Source organism: Bifidobacterium saimiriisciurei (assembly GCF_010667655.1).
Classification (GTDB): Bacteria; Actinomycetota; Actinomycetes; order Actinomycetales; family Bifidobacteriaceae; genus Galliscardovia; species Galliscardovia saimiriisciurei.
Genome location: NZ_WHZU01000004.1, coordinates 1 through 16,549 on the forward strand (window position 1 = coordinate 1; position 16,549 = coordinate 16,549).

The window sequence follows — 16,549 nt, forward strand, 5'->3', positions numbered from 1 at the left end:
GCCGTCGGCGAGGCCGACCGAGGGGCGTGTCTTGGCGGAATCGTTCCCGGTGGTGTAGACTCGTTGTCATTCATCGATGTTATCGATGTCATTTTCATTCAACGGAGAACCACCCATGGATTACCTCATCACCGCATACGGCGCCGTCGCCGACGGCGTGACCAACAACCGCAAGGCCATCCAACAGGCCATCGACGCCGCCAACGAGGCCGGCGGCGGTCGCGTCGTCGTGCCGACCGGCCGGTTCCTCACCGGAGCACTGGTATTGAAAAGCAACGTGACGTTGCATCTCGGGACCGGCGCATGGCTCATCGGCAGCCTGGACCTCGCCGACGGCATCGACTTCGCCGCCGAATTCGACGACGACACCGAGAACGCCGGCTGGACCGGCGGCTGCTTCCTCTTCGCCCGCCACGCCGAGAACATCACCATCGAAGGCCACGGCACCATCCACGGCCAGGGCGACACGGTGTTCTACGACGACAACGCCGACAATGGGCTGCACGAATGTCCCAAGAACGTACGCACCCCCGCGTGGGAACGCCCGCGCACCACGTTCTTCGAGGACGTGGAGAACCTCACCGTGCGCGACGTCACCTTCCGCGACGCCGCGTTCTGGACCCTGCACATGGCCGGCTGCCGTCACGTGCTCGTCGACGGCGTGCGCATCCTCAACGACCAGCGCGGCGCCAACAACGACGGCATCGACCCCGACACCTGCCAGGACGTCGTCATCACCAACTGCATCGTCAAGGCCGGCGACGACGCCATCGTCGTGAAGAACACCCCGCCCATGGCCGCCAAATACGGCGCCTGCGAGAACATCGTCATCTCCAACTGCGTGCTGTACTCGCATGACTCCGCATTGAAGATCGGCACCGAGACGGCGAACGCCATCCGGCATGTGGTGCTCTCCGACTGCGTGTTCCGCGACTGCTCGCGCGGTGTCGGCATCTGGGCGCGCGACGGCGCGACCATCGAGGACATCCACGTGCATCACGTCTCCGGCAACACCCGTCACTTCGCCGACTGCCCGCAGCGTGAGTTCGCGCCGCGCTGGTGGGGCAAGGGCGAGCCCGTCTTCATCTCCGCGACGCCGCGCGTCAGGCCGTCGTCGCCGCTGCCGGGCGTGATCCGCGACGTGACGTTCGACCACATCTGGATGACCTGCGAATCGGGCGTGTTCATCGCCGGCGAGGAAGACGCGGTCATCGAGAACGTCGACATCGCGGACCTTTCGCTCACCCAGCGCGTGCAGGGCACGCAGAGGCCGGCCCTCTTCGACGAGCAGCCAAGCGTGCACGGCGTCTACGAGCACGAGATCCCCGCCCTGTACGTGCGGCATGGGCGCGATATCCGCGTTTCCGGTACGGTGCGGCGCGAGGGCGAGTTCCGCGCGTTCCCGCTCGTCGAGACCGAATCGTCCGAACGCGTGAGCGTGAACCTGCGCGAACGGTGATGAGGCGAAGTACGGACCTGAAGGAGTGATGATCATGGCGAATGTTGAACGGGCGTCGTATCGGGCGGTGCTGAGGCCCGGGGCCGACGGCACCGAATCCCTGGAGGCCGCGGTCCGGGACGCCGCCGCGCAGGCGAAGCGCCTCGTCGACGACGGAGCGCTGCTTACGGTCGGCATGTACCGGCACGGCGACCAGCTGTTCCTGTACGCCGAGCACATGTACGAAGGCGATTGCCGTTCCGGTTCGGACGCCGTCCGCCGCGCGCCCGACGACTGGGGCTGGCTGCATGGTCTGCTCAGGCCGTTCCCGTCCATGAACGGCCGTGACGTCGAAGAGGTCGAATGGGCGGCCATGCATCCGGTGTTCTGGTTCGACGAGCCGAAAAGCGCGGACTATTACACGCGCCGTCCGAGGCCGGACGCCCGGTGCGGACGCATCGCCGTGCTCTACCCGGACAAGCTCATGGACTACGTATGCCATCATCAGGCCATCGTGCGCGAGGGTCTGCTCGTCGGCGACCGCTACCAGTTCATCTCCATCCACGACAATGTGCTGTTCAGCTACTTCGAACGGCCCCGTGACCGCGGCCGGCGGAACATCAGCGGCGTCGACCGGCCGTCCGAGGAGATTCGGCGGTGGCTGGACGTCGACCCCGCCTCGCATTTCAATCATTTCCCCGAGGCGAACGGTGACGACTTCCTCGTCATCGACACGCTGTTCGATTTCGGACTGTCATCGGTCCAAGAAGGGAATCATGATGATGCGTGATTTCTCACGGGTCTCCATCAACTGTCTCGGCGATTCCACCACATGGGGTGACGACGGCACGCGCGGCGGCGGTCCGACGATCTCCTGGCCGGCCCATCTGCAACGGCTGCTTGGGGCCGGGACGGTGCGCAACTACGGCATCAAGGGATGCAGCGTGGCCAAACACCCCGACCGCACCGACAGTTTCATCGAGCGCTATGGGGATATGGACCCGGACGCCGACATCGTCCTGGTGTTTGGCGGAGTCAATGACTTCAACTATGGATTGCCGCTTGGCGGTATGGGCGATACCGATGTGCGATGCTTTTTCGGCGCGGTCGATACGCTGATTCGCGGGCTCGTCCACCGGTATCCGGATGCCGACATCGTGTTCATGACATCGGCGAAGACCGGAGGGGTGGATCATGGGCATTTTCCTGCGTTTTTCGACCATAACGCCGCCGGTCTGCAGCAGGCCGACTATGCCGATGCCATGAAGCGGGTGTGCGCATGGTATGGCGTTCCCGTCATCGACATGTTCAACGAATCCGGGATGTCGGCATTGACGCCGGAGCATCAACCGGCGTATCTGCCGGATGGACTGCATTACAGCATCGCCGGGTATGATCGGTTGGCTCGGCGCGTCGCCGCGGAGCTGCTGCGGTTCGTGGCGTTCTGAGGTCGCCCGGTCAACGTTCCCCATCGGCCCATCGTGTGGACCGCCTTCGGGGATGTCGCTTCTTCGGGAGAGCGGTTGATGACGTGGAGGCGCGCTGGATCAGGTTGCCCGAAACCGTGATCATGCCGTGATGGGGGTTGCCTTGGATGGCGTCGAGCAGCGCCATCGCCGCCACCCGGCCGATGCGTTCGCAGTCGCTGTCCACGGTGGTGAGCGGCACGGCGGCATCGACGATCTGCCGTTCCCAGTTGTCGTGTCCGATCACCGCCACGTCGTCGGGCACATGCAGGCCGTGTCCCATCAATGTCTCCAGTGCCCCACGGGCGATGCGATCGTTGAGGCAGTACAGTCCGTCAAACGGCATGTCGTCCTGCAGCAGCAGTTCGGTGGCCTTGCGTCCCCAAGAGACATCCCAGCTGCCGAATCTTGGCGGGGCCACCGGGCGAAGCCCATGCATGGCGAACGCGTGTTTCACGCCGATCATGCGTTCGGATGTGGCGCGTGCATGCTCGGGTCCTCCGATCACCGCGATGCGTCTTCGACCGCGGTCGATCAGATGGCTGATCGCCAACTCGGCCCCTTGCCGGGAATCCGCCGTCACGGAACAATCGTCGGGATCGCGTGACGGGCCATAGACGTATACCACCGGGGTGTCCCCGATCAGGCTACGGGGGATGGGGGAACGCGGATCCACGGACTTGTTGACGACGAGCAGTCCGTCAATGTTGCGGGACATAAGCTGCTCTATGCGACTGGTCTCCAATCTGGCGTCGCCGCGCGAATTGGCCAGCAGGATGGAATGCTTCATCGGGCCCAGCGCGTCTTCGGCCCCGATGAGCACCGGCAGCGACGGTCGGCCCTCAAGATCGGTGGTGATGAGTCCGACCATGCCGGAATGCCAGGTCTTGGCGCGTCCCTTGTCGCCCGGGGTGTATCCCAATTGCACGGCGACCTGATGTACGAGTCTCTTGGTGCCGGCCGCGGTGCCGCCGTGGTCGGCCAATGCGCGGCTCACCGTGGACACCGATACGTGCGCCGCTCTGGCGATGTCCTCCATCGTTGGTTTGACCATGCCGGCCATCATAGACGATGCCCATTGCAAAATTGCAAAAACGGATGCGCCGCGAGTGCACTGCCGGAATAGTCGGTACCGTGGGAATGTAATCGATGACAAAGTGGTCTGTAAGGAGTACTCATGACCTCCACCATGATCTACGACGGCGTACGTACTGCCCCGATACTGACTGACGCCGCCTACGAGCCCAACGCATCCGATCCGTTTGCGCCGCGCAGCTACGCGCAGGTCCTACGGGCGGTCGGCGACCTACGCCAGGACATCGCCATGGTCACGGGGGCGATTCGCTATCACGTCGTGCGTGACGCCATGGTCGACGACGCCGTCGCCCGTGATGCCCGACTTGCCGCTGCGGACGGGAACAAGGTCCCGGCGCTGGAGACGGACCCCGCCCTGGTCGCCGGTTCGAATGCGATCATCATCGGATCCATGGCGTCAAGCGCACTGCTGCGTGCCATCGTGGCCAACGGCGGGTTCGACGAAGCGCGGACCATCGCCGGCGAGCGCGAGTCCTATGCGATCAAGTCCATAGACGATCCGCTGCCCGGTATCGGTCATGCGCTGGTCGTCGCCGGCTCGGACGCCAGGGGGACGATCTACGGCACCTACGCGGTGTCGGAACGCATTGGCGTCTCCCCGTTCTACTGGTACAGCGATGTTCCGGTCGTCGTGCGCCCCCATATCGACGTCGATTTCACCGAAGCCCTCGTTGTGCATGCGCCGGCGGTGCGGTTCCGCGGATTGTTCATCAACGATGAGGATCTGTCCGTCACCAATTGGGCGGCCCGCAAGTTCCCGGTCGGTCATGGCACTCCCGACGTGAACTACTACCGGCACCTGTTCGAGATGATGCTGCGACTGGGGCTGAACACGTTATGGCCGGCCATGCATCCCGTATCCACGGCGTTCAACATGGCCGAAGACGATGCCGGCGTGCCGATCAACGCCAGGGAGGCATCCCGATACGGCATCGTCATCGGTACTTCGCACTGCGAAAACATGCTGCGATCCAATCCGGGCGAATGGGAGCCGTGGTACCGTGCGCACAAGAGCGAATACGCCATGACGAGCAATGGCGTCGAGCATGCCGATTACACGGGTGCCCAGCGCGCCCGGTTCACCGGCGTCTCCTTGGAGGCCGACCGCGCGTTCGATTTCACGACCAATCGTGACGCGGTGATTCAGTATTGGCGTGAACGACTGGAGGCGAACAAGGGTTTCGAAAGCATACTCACACTCGGCATCCGAGGCATTCACGACGGCGGATTCAATGCGAGCGGGCTCGACGAATGCTATGAGGGCGCCACCGTTCAGGAGCGTCAGGTGGCGTTCATGACCGACGTGATTCGTACGCAGCGTGCGCTCATCGACGAGGTGTATGGCGAGGGCGCCTCCCGCAGCGTGCCGCAGGTGCTTATCGTGTACAAGGAGATCGCCGACGTCTACAATGCCGGCCTGCGCGACGTCATGACGTCCGAATTCGACGATGTCATGCTCATGTGGGCCGAAGACAACTACGGGTATCTGCGGCAGTATCCCACCGGACGCGAAGCGGCCCGTTCCGGCGGTTCCGGCGTATACTACCACAGTTCGTATCTTGGTTCGCCCGGTTCGTGGCTGTGGCTCAACAGCATCCAGCCGGCTCTGATGGGCGAGCAGTTGCGCCATGCCTACGACACGGGCATGCGCGCTGTGTGGATCCTCAATGTTGGCGATGTCAAGCCGGGTGATCTGGTCACGGAATATTTCTCCCGGCTCTCATGGGATCCCGATATGTGGAGCGCCGACCGGATCCGTGAATATCTGGTGGGACAGGCCCGGCGCGACTATCGGCTCGACGGTCCGGACGCCGCCGCGGTGGCCGAGGCCGTGTCCGACTATCATCGGCTGATCGGTGTCAAGCGAGCCGAGTTCTACACCACGTTCTATCACGATTTCGACCTGAGCGTCACCGACGAGGGGGATGAGGCGCAGCGCATGCTCGATCGCGCCCGCGATGTGGTGGAGCGCCTTGATCGGGTGGCGGCCCGTCTTGACGGGGACGCCGCCGACGCCTTCTATGAGCAGATCCGCTACCACGCGCTGTCCATGTTCGACGTGCTGGACGAGTATGTCAACTGGTGGAAGTGCCGGAGGGCGGTGAAACAGGGGCGCTTCGGCAGCGCCCGTGTTCACGAGCGTGCATCGATCGCCGCCGCCGATCGCATCAGGGCGCGTGTGCAGGACTTCGGCGGGTGCACTCACGGCAAGTGGGTGGGATACATGGGCTGGCAGGGCATTATGTGCACCAATCCGATAGACGTCGAAACCTGGGGCGCCGACATCATCCAGCGTGACCAGTATCCGTATCTTGACGAGCCGGGGACGGGTGTGGGCGCCGTCGCCGAAGGGGAGACGGACGTCCTGCGGTTCAGCGTCCGCGAACCCCGACGGCATCTGTTCCTCGACGTGTTCTCCCGTGCGGACGGGCCGGCTGCGTGGGTCATCGACGCGCCGCAATGGGTGGTTCTATCGTCCCGTTCGGGCGTCACCGACACCGAGCGGCGCATCATCGTGGGCATCGACTGGAATGCGGTCGCCGCCGCCGGCGCGCATGCGGACGTCGTCGTTCGCAACGCGGCGCTCGGCGAGGACGGGGAGGCCGGGGAACCCGGCGACGTGGCGGCCGTGTTCCATGTGGAGGCCGACGCCGCATGGCCTGATGCCGCCGTCGGTGGACATGGTTTCGTGGAGGCCAACGGCCGGGTGGTGATGCGGGCGGAGCATAGCTCAAAGGTCGTCGTGGGGGCGGACGGCAGCGAATGGCGGTATGTCGCCGATGAAGGGCCGCATGGCGGCGTGATGAAGGCGTATCCGCAGACCGGACGGTCGGCTGTCGGTCGCGGGGCGGCGATGCTGTTCGATGCGTATTTCGACCGGGCCGGCGACTATCGCGGCATCGTCAAGCGTCTGCCCACGCTGAGCGAGGGGGTCGAGGACGACGGATCCGAGCGTTCGTGCGCCCTCGCCGTGGAGGTGAACGGCGGCGGCGCGCAATTGCTGCGGGGCAATCGTTCGTGGATCGCCCAGAAAGGCAACAGCTTCACCGTGGCGGACATGGGCAATCCATGGGTCGTGAACATGCTGCGCGGGGTGGAGCCGTTGGAATTTCGTGTCAGGGCCCGCGCCGGATGGAACACCATCGTGGTGCGTCGTGTCGATCCTTCGATAATCGTCGACGGCATTGAGGTCGAAACACGCGAGGGTGCTTTGGGGGCGTCTCTGACCGGTCCTGGTGAGAGTCCTCGGGCGTGAGCGCCGGCCGCCGGATGCATCGATATGACCTTGTGGTGATATCGATAGGGAGATATGCGTATTCATCATGGGTAAACCCTTTGCTATCATTAATGTTATCGATAAAATTACAGAATCAAAAAAAGATATCTATCTATCACGATTTGATATTTTTTGACCTGTAAAACGATGGCAACGCTGATAGATTGTTCAGCAAGAGGCAGCCCGCCGCGAATGCGGCGGACCGCCCGACAAACGACGATGTTGCACAGCGACAACCGTTCCCACCACAACGGCGTAGGACGATGGGGCGGTCGTAAGGAGATGAACGCAGATGAAACTTCATGCGATGCGAAAGAACGGCAGTGGCGGATACGTCACCTTCGGCAGCATGTGGAAGCGCGGCGAATGTTCCGCCGACGCCGCCCGCGCCAATTCCTTCAAAATCACGACGGCCGACGGCGCCGAGGTGCCGGCGCAGTCGCGCATCACCGCCTACTGGCCCGACGGCACGGTCAAGTGGATGGCCCACACCGCCGACGCCGCCAGGCTCGGCGACGAGATCGACGTGACCATGACCGACGGCGCCAACCCCGTCGCCGCCGCCGAATCCCAGACCGTCGAGGACGACGGCACGACCATCACCGTGACCGGCGGCAGGTCCAGGGTCGTCATCCGCCGCGGCGCCAACCGTCTCGTGGAATCCTTCGACTTCGACGGCCGCCGCATCGTCTCCGACGCCGTCGAGGTGCTCGACCTCGAGGACCCGAACGCCGGCGAACATGAGGGCGACGTCGTGCGCCGCACCTCGTACACCGGCCGCATCGACGACGTCGAACTCGAGGAGCGCGGCCCGCTCGTCACCGTCGTCAGGTTCACCGGCACCCACGTGGCCGCCGACGGCACCGAACGACTGCCGTTCATCATCCGCATGACCATCGGCCACGACGCCGACCGTCTCGACTTCCAGCACACGTTCATCTACGACGGCGACGAGAACCACGACTTCCTCAAGGGCCTCGGCGTGCGGTTCGAGTCCCCGATGGCCGGCAAGCCCTACAACCGCCACGTGCGGTTCGAAGGAGACCACGGCACCATCCACGAATGCCTCGCCCAGCTGCTCACCTGGAAGCCCGTCATCCCCAGCCACCTGTACGAGGACCAGCAGGCCGGCAGGCTCATCCACCCCAGCGACGAGACCGGCGAGACCATCGACGCCTCCGGCGTGCTCAACCAGACCGCCAACTCCGATTCCGACAACGAGAAGGTCGAGACGGTGCTCAAGGACATGCCGTGGTGGGACGAATACCACATGGTGCAGGATTCCCCGAGCCACTTCGCCATCACCAAGAAGACCGCCGACGAGCAGGTGTGCCGCCTGACCACGCTGCACGGCAGGCGCACGCGCGGCGGCGCTTCCTTCGGCTCCGAGGCCGGCTCCGTGATGTTCGCCGTCAAGGACTTCTGGCAGAAGTACCCCACCGGCTACACCTTCACCGGACTGACGACGGGCACCGCCACCGCCACCGTATGGCTGTGGAGCCCCGACGCGCAGGCCATGGACTTCCGCCACTACGCGCAGGACGGCTACCAGTGGGCCTACTACGAGGGCTACGACTACAAGGGCGCCGACCCCGTCGGCATCGCCTGCACCAACGAGTTCTCCGTCGCCGCCGGTCCCACGCCCATCCCCGACGACGAAACGCTGCTCGCGTTCTCCACCGCCGTCGACAAGCCCGAACAGTACCTCGCCGACCCCGGGTTCTACCACGACATGGGCGCCTTCGGCCGCTGGTCGCTGCCCGAGCGCGGCACCGAGATGGAGAACTGGATCGAGGACCAGCTCGACCGCGCCATCGCCTTCTACGAGAAGGAGATCGACCTGCGCAACTGGTACGGCATGTTCGACTACGGCGACATCATGCACTCCTACGACTCCGCCCGCCACCAGTGGCGCTACGACATGGGCGGCTTCGCCTGGGACAACGCCGAGCTCGTGCCCACCTACTGGATGTGGTACGCGTTCCTGCGCTCCGGCCGCGAGGACATCTTCGACATGGCGAGCAAGCTGTGCCGCCACGTCTCGGAAGTGGACGTCTACCACCTCGGCCGCTACAAGGGACTCGGCTCGCGCCACAACGTGCGCCACTGGGGCTGCCCCTGCAAGGAGGCCCGCATCTCCATGGCCGGCCACCACCGCGTCTACTACTTCCTCACCGGCGACCGCCGTTTCGAGGACCTCTTCGACGAGCTCGGCGACGTGGAGCAGACGTTCTTCGAGAAGGACCCGCTCGGCGACTGGTACGACAAGGACTCCATGGTCTACCCGGCGCACGCCCGCTCCGGCCCCGACTGGTCGAGCCTGTGCTCCGACTGGATGACCCAGCTCGAACGCACCAACTCGCCGAAGTTCCTGAACAAGATCCAGACCGGCATCGACGACATCAAGGCCATGGACCTGCAGCTCAACTCCGGCGTCGACATGGAATTCGACCCCGCCACCTGCCACCTGCGGTTCATCAACAACGAATCCACCGGCGGCGTGCACCTCGCCATCTGCCAGGGCGCCCCCGAGGTGTGGATCGAGATGAAGGACCTCGTCGACGACCCCGACTGGCCGAAGATGGTCGCCGACTTCGGACGCTTCTACTTCCTGCCCCACGAGCAGGTCGTCAAGGAGTCGAACGGCGCGCTGGCCGACCGCGCCTACCCGTTCCCGTTCTTCGCCTCCGCCATCGGCGCATACGCCGCCGAATACTACGGCGACAAGGACATCGCGCGCAAGGTGTGGAAGTACCTCATCCACGCGCTCATGGACTCCGCCGACCACACCGGATTCGACACCGTGACCCTGCACGACGTCGGCAACCACGCCGAACTCGAGGAGATCCCGTGGGAGAACCCGTGGGTCAAGACCAACTTCGTGGCCCAGTGGTGCCTCAACGCCATCGTCACGCTCGACTTCATCCGCGACGACGCCCCGAAGACCCTCGCCGAAGCCGACGAGCTCACCGAAGGCCTCGGCTACGACACCCAGCGCAAGTCGTGATTTCCCTCCCGACGGATTGTAAGGAAGCTTCAATGACCACCATCACCTTCACCGAACCATACGAGCATGCATTCGTGCGCGACTATCCGGACGAGGCGGCCGGCTGGGTCGACGGCGCCTACGAGCGCCGCGTCGCGACCGTCGCCGACGTGCCCGCCGACGCCTACGGCCCCGACGGACTGCGATTCACCACGCGTCGTCTCTCCGAGGAATCCGAGGCGCTGAACGGCGATCCCAACACCATCGCCCGCACCTCCTACTTCATCGGCACCGCCGTCACCGTGCCGGCGCCGTCCAAGGGCTACCATCTCGTCGCCGACGTGCTCGGCTCCGACGAGATCGGGCGCACCTTCCGCGCCATCGTCAACGGCCAGGACGTCGCCCAGTTCACGCTGCTGCCCGGCCAGCGCCGCGAAATCGGCTTCGACGTGCAGCTCACCAAGCGCGACATCGAGCTGACGTTCGTGCCCGTCGAGGGCGACGACGACGCGACCACCGGCCGGGGTGCGCTCACGCTTGCCTCGCTCTCCTACGAGGAGCTCGCCGCACGGCGCGCCAGCAGCCCGAACATCTTCATCGCCGCCGACTCCACCGTGCAGACCTACTTCGACGAGGAGGCTCCGCAGGCCGGCTGGGGCGAATACCTCTACTGGTTCCTCTACCGTGGCCACGCCGGCACGTACGAGCACGACGCCGCCTCCACGGTGCCGCAGGCCCGCGTGTTCCGCGGCGACGGCCCCACGATCCACAACCGGGCGCTCGGCGGCCGCGGCCTGCGCAGCTACCTCAACGAGCATCGCTTCCACAAGCTGCTCGGCTCGCTCGCCCCGAACGACGTGGTGCTCATCCAGTTCGGCATCAACGACGAGTCGAAGACCCGCCCGATGCGCTACATCCCGCTCGACGAATACGCCTCCTGGCTCGACCGTTACGTGGTCAGCGTCGCCGACCGCGGCGCGCGTCCGGTATTGGTCACCGCCATCCCGCAGTATCCGCAGGGCGCCGGCGTGGCAGTGGGCGAGGCGCTCGACCCGTACGCCGAGGTCACCCGCAGGTACGCCGCGGAACACGACGTGCCGCTCATCGATCTGCGACGCCTGGCGGGGGAGTACCTCGCAAGCCTGCCGGCCGAGAACGTGGACGCCGTCTTCCTGCGCGCCTCCGCGCTGCAGTACCCGCGCCACCTCGACGGCATCCAGGACATCGTGCACATCGGCTTCACCGGGGCCAAGGCCTATGCGCGCCTCGTCGCCGGCCAGCTTGCGAGACTGTATCCGGAATTCACCTTCCACGACGAGGAGGAGGGCGCGCCCGAACCGGTCGCGAACCTCACCGCCGCAGGCGTCACCGGACTCATCGGCGCCGAGGTCGACCTCACCTGGGACGCATCCCCGCACGCGAACTACTATGTGGTGGAGAAGTCCAACGCCGAAGGCCGCCTCTACTCGCGCGAGGTGATCGTCAAGCCCGGGTTCCACGACCTTCCGCTGCCCGGCCAGAGCCGCCACGTGGTATACAAGGTCACCGCATGGCGTGACGCCGTGGCCGCCGAATCAAGGCAAATCAAGGTCACGATTCCCGCCTCCGACGACATCTGCGCCATAATCGAAGACTGAACCGAGCCTGCAAGCCATAAGCAAAGGAGCTTTTCCATGAGCGAATCCATTCTCAACGGCAAGGTGCTGTATGCGTTCGGCGACAGCATCATCGACGGCCACTACTACACCAGGCGTTCCTGCGTGAACGTCGTGGCCGACAACGAGGGCATGACCCTCGTCAAGCGTGCACGCAACGGCGCCACCATCCGCTTCAGCACCATCAAAAACGGCCTTGAGGGGCAGATCCTCCAGCAGGCCGAATTCGTCGGCATCGACCAGCCCAAGCCCGACGTCATCATCTTCAACGGCGGCGCCAACGACGCCTGGCCCGAAACCATCCCCGCCTATCTGGGCGCCGTGGGCGAGGCGAAGGATCCGGCCGAGCTGGACCTCACCACCTACGCCGGCTGCTTCGAGGCCACCATCCTCGCGTTCCGCCGCCACTGGCCGGACACTCCGATCGTCTACCTCGCCGTCGCCAAGATCGGCCGCGACTGGGCCGTGCAGAACTACCTGCGCCAGGTGCAGCTCGCCGCCTGCAGGAAGTGGGGCGTCACCGTGGCCGACGTGTTCGGCGAAACCGACCTCGACGCCCGCGACGAGGAGATGCGCGTGAAGTACTCCTTCGACATGCTCGGCACCGACGGCCTGCCCGGCACCCCCGAGACCGCCACCTACCCCGACCCGGACGTGCATCCCTCCGGCACCCACCCGAACTTCGCGGCCATCGACAAGTACTACGCACCCGTCATCACCAAGGCGCTCAGGACGGCGCTGGGCGGCGAGTGACCGCATCGGCCCATTTCGGCCCATATATTGATTCGTCCGTCAACCATATGAAATCAGGCGTCAATCATGATCAATGAAAAAGTCTCGCTATCCGTGGCCGGTTCCTCCGCCACACTCAGCACGTTCTTCCTCGAGAACTGGGAGACCATCGACCCCAAGCGCAAGCGTCCCGTGGTGCTTGTGGTGCCCGGCGGCGGCTACCACTTCTGCTCCGAGCGCGAGGCCGAGCCCATCGCCCTGCGCATGGTGGCCGAAGGCTTCCAGGCCTGCGTGCTCAACTACAGCGTGGCGCCGGCGCGTTTCCCGCAGTCGCTGCTCGAGCTCGTCAGCGCGGTCGCCTATCTGCGCTTCCACGCCGAGGAGTTCAACATCGACCCCGACCGCATCATCCTGTGCGGCTTCTCCGCAGGCGGCCATCTGTGCGCCAGCCTCGGCACCATGTGGAACGAATCGTGGCTCGTCGACAAGACCGGCATGCCGGCCAACCGATTCAAGCCCAACGGCATGATCCTCGGCTATCCGGTGATCACGTCCGGCGAGTTCGCCCACCGCGGCTCGTTCGACAACCTCGTCGGCACCGACGACCCCGAGCTCGTCGAGCGGCTGTCGCTGGAGAAGCGCGTGAGCGCCGACACCGTGCCCACGTTCCTGTGGCACACGTTCGAGGACCAGCTCGTGCCCGTCGAGAACAGCCTGCTGTTCGCCGCCGCGCTGCGTCGCGCCGGCGTGCACTTCGAGATGCACATCTTCCCGTACGGTCCTCACGGACTGGCCCTGGCCAACGACGAGACCACCACCGTCGGCGAGGACGCCTACAACCAGCCGCTCGCCGAATGCTGGCCGCATCTCGCCGCCGAATGGGTGCGCGCCCTGCCCAAGCAGCAGTAGGTCGCAGCCATGCCCCGCATGTGATTCGACGGCTATGGGCCGGACGAGGCCTCCGACCCGTCTGCCAGACCGTCGAATCCTTAAAGATTTGGTTTGGAAGTATCGCTGTGCTGACAACCGTTGCCAATCCTTCCTGCCTCTCGATATTCCAAGCCAATATGAATCCTCCCCGCGTTGGGTTGCGGGGAGGATTTTTCATGCCGTTCAGGCGCTCCACAGGAACGGTGCGTATCATCGCGTCGGTAACTATCGAGGAATCCCGCAAGGAGCGCATATGCAATCGTCCATCAACGACATCATCCTGTGGTACGGCCAGCTGCCGGACACGGCACGGACGTTGGTCACCGTAGTCGTCGGCGCCATCGTGGCCTACGTCGTCTTCAAGATCGTCGTACGCCTGCTTTCCGGTCTGCTGGCCGCCGCCATCGCCGCGGCTCTGGCGTTCCTGCTCACCACGGTCCCCGGCAACATGCTGCTCTCTCAGGCGTACGACCGCATCGAGCAGGAGGTCTCCAACAGCTCGCTCATCCAGTGACGTTGGAGGGCGAAGAGGCGTCATGGCCCGTATGGAGGTTGTATGCGACGGCATGGAGCGAAATATGGGGTGGTGTCATCGTTCTGTGCCATGCGCTGCGGCAGGGAATGGCGGGATGGAAGGATTTTGGATTGCATGACGATGCAATGTGGCAGGCGATGCAAAAATCCATTGGTTCCGTATTCCGTGCCATGAGATCCTGGCAGGCGGCGCCGAAAACGTCGAAAATCGAATTCGCTGCCGCATCCTGAATGATGGTAGGCAGCCCAATCGTTGCAATTGCAATGATGCGGAGCTGGTTCGCATGGTGTCGCCTGGCAGGGAATCGTCATCGGGGCGGATTCGGTACTCCGTGCCGTGAAATCCTGACGGGGAATATCGAAATCGGTCAGAATCGGTCTGCGTGCCAGTCGACTGCGACGGGCGGCGTAAAAAACGGATGTTATCGGGTTCCGTGCCACGGATGATGGCGGGAACGTTCTTATGGAGAGATGGTTGCGTTCCTCGCCATGGTCGCCGACCTCCCGCGGAGCCGATCATCGATGCCGACGGCCGTTCGTCGGCATCGGCCGGACCGGCAGACGCGAAAAATCCCCTGCCGTAGGGGAAGGGTTCCTACGGCAGGGGATTCGAGAAAGAAAACCGAAAACAGGAGTTACAGATCAGGCAGTGGCACCCTCCTTTTCCTTGTGGGCGGCGTTGATCACGTTGTTGTGGCCCCAGCACTGCTCGTACTTGAAGCCGGAGAGCTCCTCGATGACGGCCTTGGTCTCGTCGTCGACGTCCTTCATGTCGCCGCCGTTGCGCAGACGGGTGACCTCGGCGAGGACCTTCTTGTGGTTGGCGCTGGTCATCTTGAGCAGGCGGGAGACGATGTTGCCGAGGATGACGAGCACGACCGGGACGACGGTGTAGAGAATCATGATCCAGTCGACCGTGGCGGCGGGCTGCGTGGTGGCGCCCTCGACGAAGCCGGTCCAGCTCAGCACCATGCCGATGATCAGGGTCTCGACGGCGGTGAAGATGACGTCAAGCGTGGAGTTGATGCCGGCGTACTGGCCTTCGCGGCGCTTGGAGGTCACGATCTCGTCGACGTCCGGAACCAGGGTGAACACGAACTGGGTGGCGTTCACGACGCCGGAGATGCCGAAGTTCATGAGGATGAGGAACACGACGAACAGGGTGGCGCGCAGGCCGCTGGAGACGCTGGCGTGGAAGATGCCGAGGCCCAGCATGCAGGCGAAGGCGAGGATGCAGGCGTAGCCGCCGAGGCGGAAGGTGCGCATGCCGTCGAGCTTGGCGGTCAGCCAGATCCACATGGCCACGAACGCCATGCCGAAGATGAAGCCGACGCCGGTGCCGAGGGAGACGGTCTGCGGGTCAAGCAGCAGCACGAACATCACGAAGTAGGTGTTGATGGTGCCTCGGATGGCGCGGAAGGTCTGCTCGCAGATGTACATGCCCAGGTAGACGCGGTAGGACTTGACGCGCATGGCGGAGATGAAGTTCCAGAACACGCTGAGGAAGCCCGCGGCCTTGCTGTCGGAATCGGCCTCGGCCACGTCGGTGGACTCGTCGTACGGGCGCTCCTGCACGGTCAGGAAGCCGATGAACAGCACCACGGTGCCGACGATGCCCCACAGCAGGGCGATCTTGAAGTAGGAGTCCCAATCGTCCTTGCCCCAGACGGTGAACAGCCAGATGTTGAGCATGGACAGGGCGGTGCCGCCGATGGCGCCGGCGATCTGGTTGATGCCGACGATCTGGGCGCGCTGGGTGGTGTTTTCGGTCATCTCGGCCGGCAGCGCGTACTGCACGGTGGTGATGCCGGCCCAGGAGGCCCAGTAGAGGATGTTCACGGCGAAGTAGGCCCAGGTGGGCAGGCCCATGACCCACAGGCCCATGTAGAAGACGAAGTTCAGCGGGGTGGCGAGCAGCAGCACGGCGCGGCGGCGGCCGAACCTGCGGCCGAAGGCGGTGCGGTAGAGGCGGTCGGAGAGGTAGCCCCAGAACGGGGTCGCGATGGCGCCGACGACCTTGCCGACGGTGAGCATGAGGGTGACTAGCATCACCGACATCTTGACGAACGTGGTGAAGTAGAACATCTGCCATGTGATGACCATGGTCTGCATGACCCAGGAAAGCGGAATCATGGCGAAGCCGAATTTGGCGAGCAGGGGGACCTTGCCCTGCAGGTCGTAGCTCATGGTGTTATTGCCCGACATTATTGTCGTCCTTTCTCTTCATCGAGATAGAGGGACCGCTGGGGACCCAACTGACTTTAGTTATATCGACGCCGGTTGCAACTCTGCCGGCGGAACACTGGCGGCTGTTGCCGTGGGGCTATGAATAAATGACCTTCATGGACGCTTATTCATAACGAATCCATAACGTTATCGATATAACGTCAAGCTGAAATCGAGAGGTTGTTTAGCTTGTTGATTGGTACTATAACA

11 protein-coding genes are annotated in these 16,549 nt (G+C 64.1%); 9 read left to right on the forward strand and 2 right to left on the reverse strand.

The annotated features are described in order from the left end of the window. The first annotated feature begins 115 nt into the window (after positions 1-115). The 3 genes from GFD18_RS03120 to GFD18_RS03130 are packed head-to-tail and all read left to right on the forward strand — an operon-like array spanning position 116 to position 2,886. Entirely contained in the window at positions 116-1,459 is a 1,344-nt protein-coding gene (locus tag GFD18_RS03120) for a glycoside hydrolase family 28 protein (protein ID WP_100511503.1), read from the forward strand. A gap of 34 nt (positions 1,460-1,493) precedes the next feature. Next, on the forward strand, positions 1,494-2,228 hold the full coding sequence (locus GFD18_RS03125; protein ID WP_163199112.1) for a hypothetical protein: 735 nt from the start codon (positions 1,494-1,496) through the stop codon (positions 2,226-2,228). Further along, positions 2,215-2,886, forward strand: coding sequence for an SGNH/GDSL hydrolase family protein (locus GFD18_RS03130; RefSeq protein ID WP_163199114.1), 672 nt, complete (start codon positions 2,215-2,217; stop codon positions 2,884-2,886). The genes GFD18_RS03125 and GFD18_RS03130 overlap by 14 nt, the downstream gene beginning before the upstream one ends. Before the next feature lie 10 nt (positions 2,887-2,896). Here GFD18_RS03130 and GFD18_RS03135 read toward each other — a convergent pair whose 3' ends face one another. Then, entirely contained in the window at positions 2,897-3,958 is a 1,062-nt protein-coding gene (locus GFD18_RS03135; RefSeq protein WP_163199116.1) for a LacI family DNA-binding transcriptional regulator, read from the reverse strand. A 123-nt stretch (positions 3,959-4,081) separates the two neighbouring features. Here GFD18_RS03135 and GFD18_RS03140 point away from each other — a divergent pair, with 123 nt between their 5' ends. The 6 genes from GFD18_RS03140 to GFD18_RS03165 all read left to right on the forward strand — a co-directional run bounded on the left by GFD18_RS03140 (position 4,082) and on the right by GFD18_RS03165 (position 14,093). Beyond that, positions 4,082-7,255: a glycosyl hydrolase 115 family protein gene (locus GFD18_RS03140; protein WP_163199118.1), complete on the forward strand. Its 3,174-nt coding sequence runs from the start codon at positions 4,082-4,084 to the stop codon at positions 7,253-7,255. 313 nt (positions 7,256-7,568) lie between these two features. Then, a complete protein-coding gene (locus GFD18_RS03145; protein WP_163199120.1) occupies positions 7,569-10,283 on the forward strand; it encodes an exo-rhamnogalacturonan lyase family protein in 2,715 nt (904 codons plus the stop codon). A gap of 32 nt (positions 10,284-10,315) precedes the next feature. Further along, positions 10,316-11,899 carry a GDSL-type esterase/lipase family protein gene (locus tag GFD18_RS03150; RefSeq protein ID WP_100511498.1) on the forward strand — a complete coding sequence of 528 codons (1,584 nt, stop codon included), beginning with the start codon at positions 10,316-10,318 and terminating at the stop codon, positions 11,897-11,899. 36 nt (positions 11,900-11,935) lie between these two features. Then, positions 11,936-12,670: an SGNH/GDSL hydrolase family protein gene (locus tag GFD18_RS03155; RefSeq protein ID WP_100511497.1), complete on the forward strand. Its 735-nt coding sequence runs from the start codon at positions 11,936-11,938 to the stop codon at positions 12,668-12,670. Between the two features lie 66 nt (positions 12,671-12,736). Next, on the forward strand, positions 12,737-13,558 hold the full coding sequence (locus tag GFD18_RS03160; protein WP_100511496.1) for an alpha/beta hydrolase: 822 nt from the start codon (positions 12,737-12,739) through the stop codon (positions 13,556-13,558). 274 nt (positions 13,559-13,832) lie between these two features. Continuing rightward, positions 13,833-14,093, forward strand: a complete 261-nt coding sequence (locus tag GFD18_RS03165) for a hypothetical protein (RefSeq protein ID WP_100511495.1) — start codon at positions 13,833-13,835, stop codon at positions 14,091-14,093. Between the two features lie 662 nt (positions 14,094-14,755). Here the strand turns inward: GFD18_RS03165 and GFD18_RS03170 are convergent. Beyond that, positions 14,756-16,318, reverse strand: a complete 1,563-nt coding sequence (locus GFD18_RS03170) for an MFS transporter (RefSeq protein ID WP_100511493.1) — start codon at positions 16,316-16,318, stop codon at positions 14,756-14,758. Between the last annotated feature and the right edge of the window lie 231 nt (positions 16,319-16,549).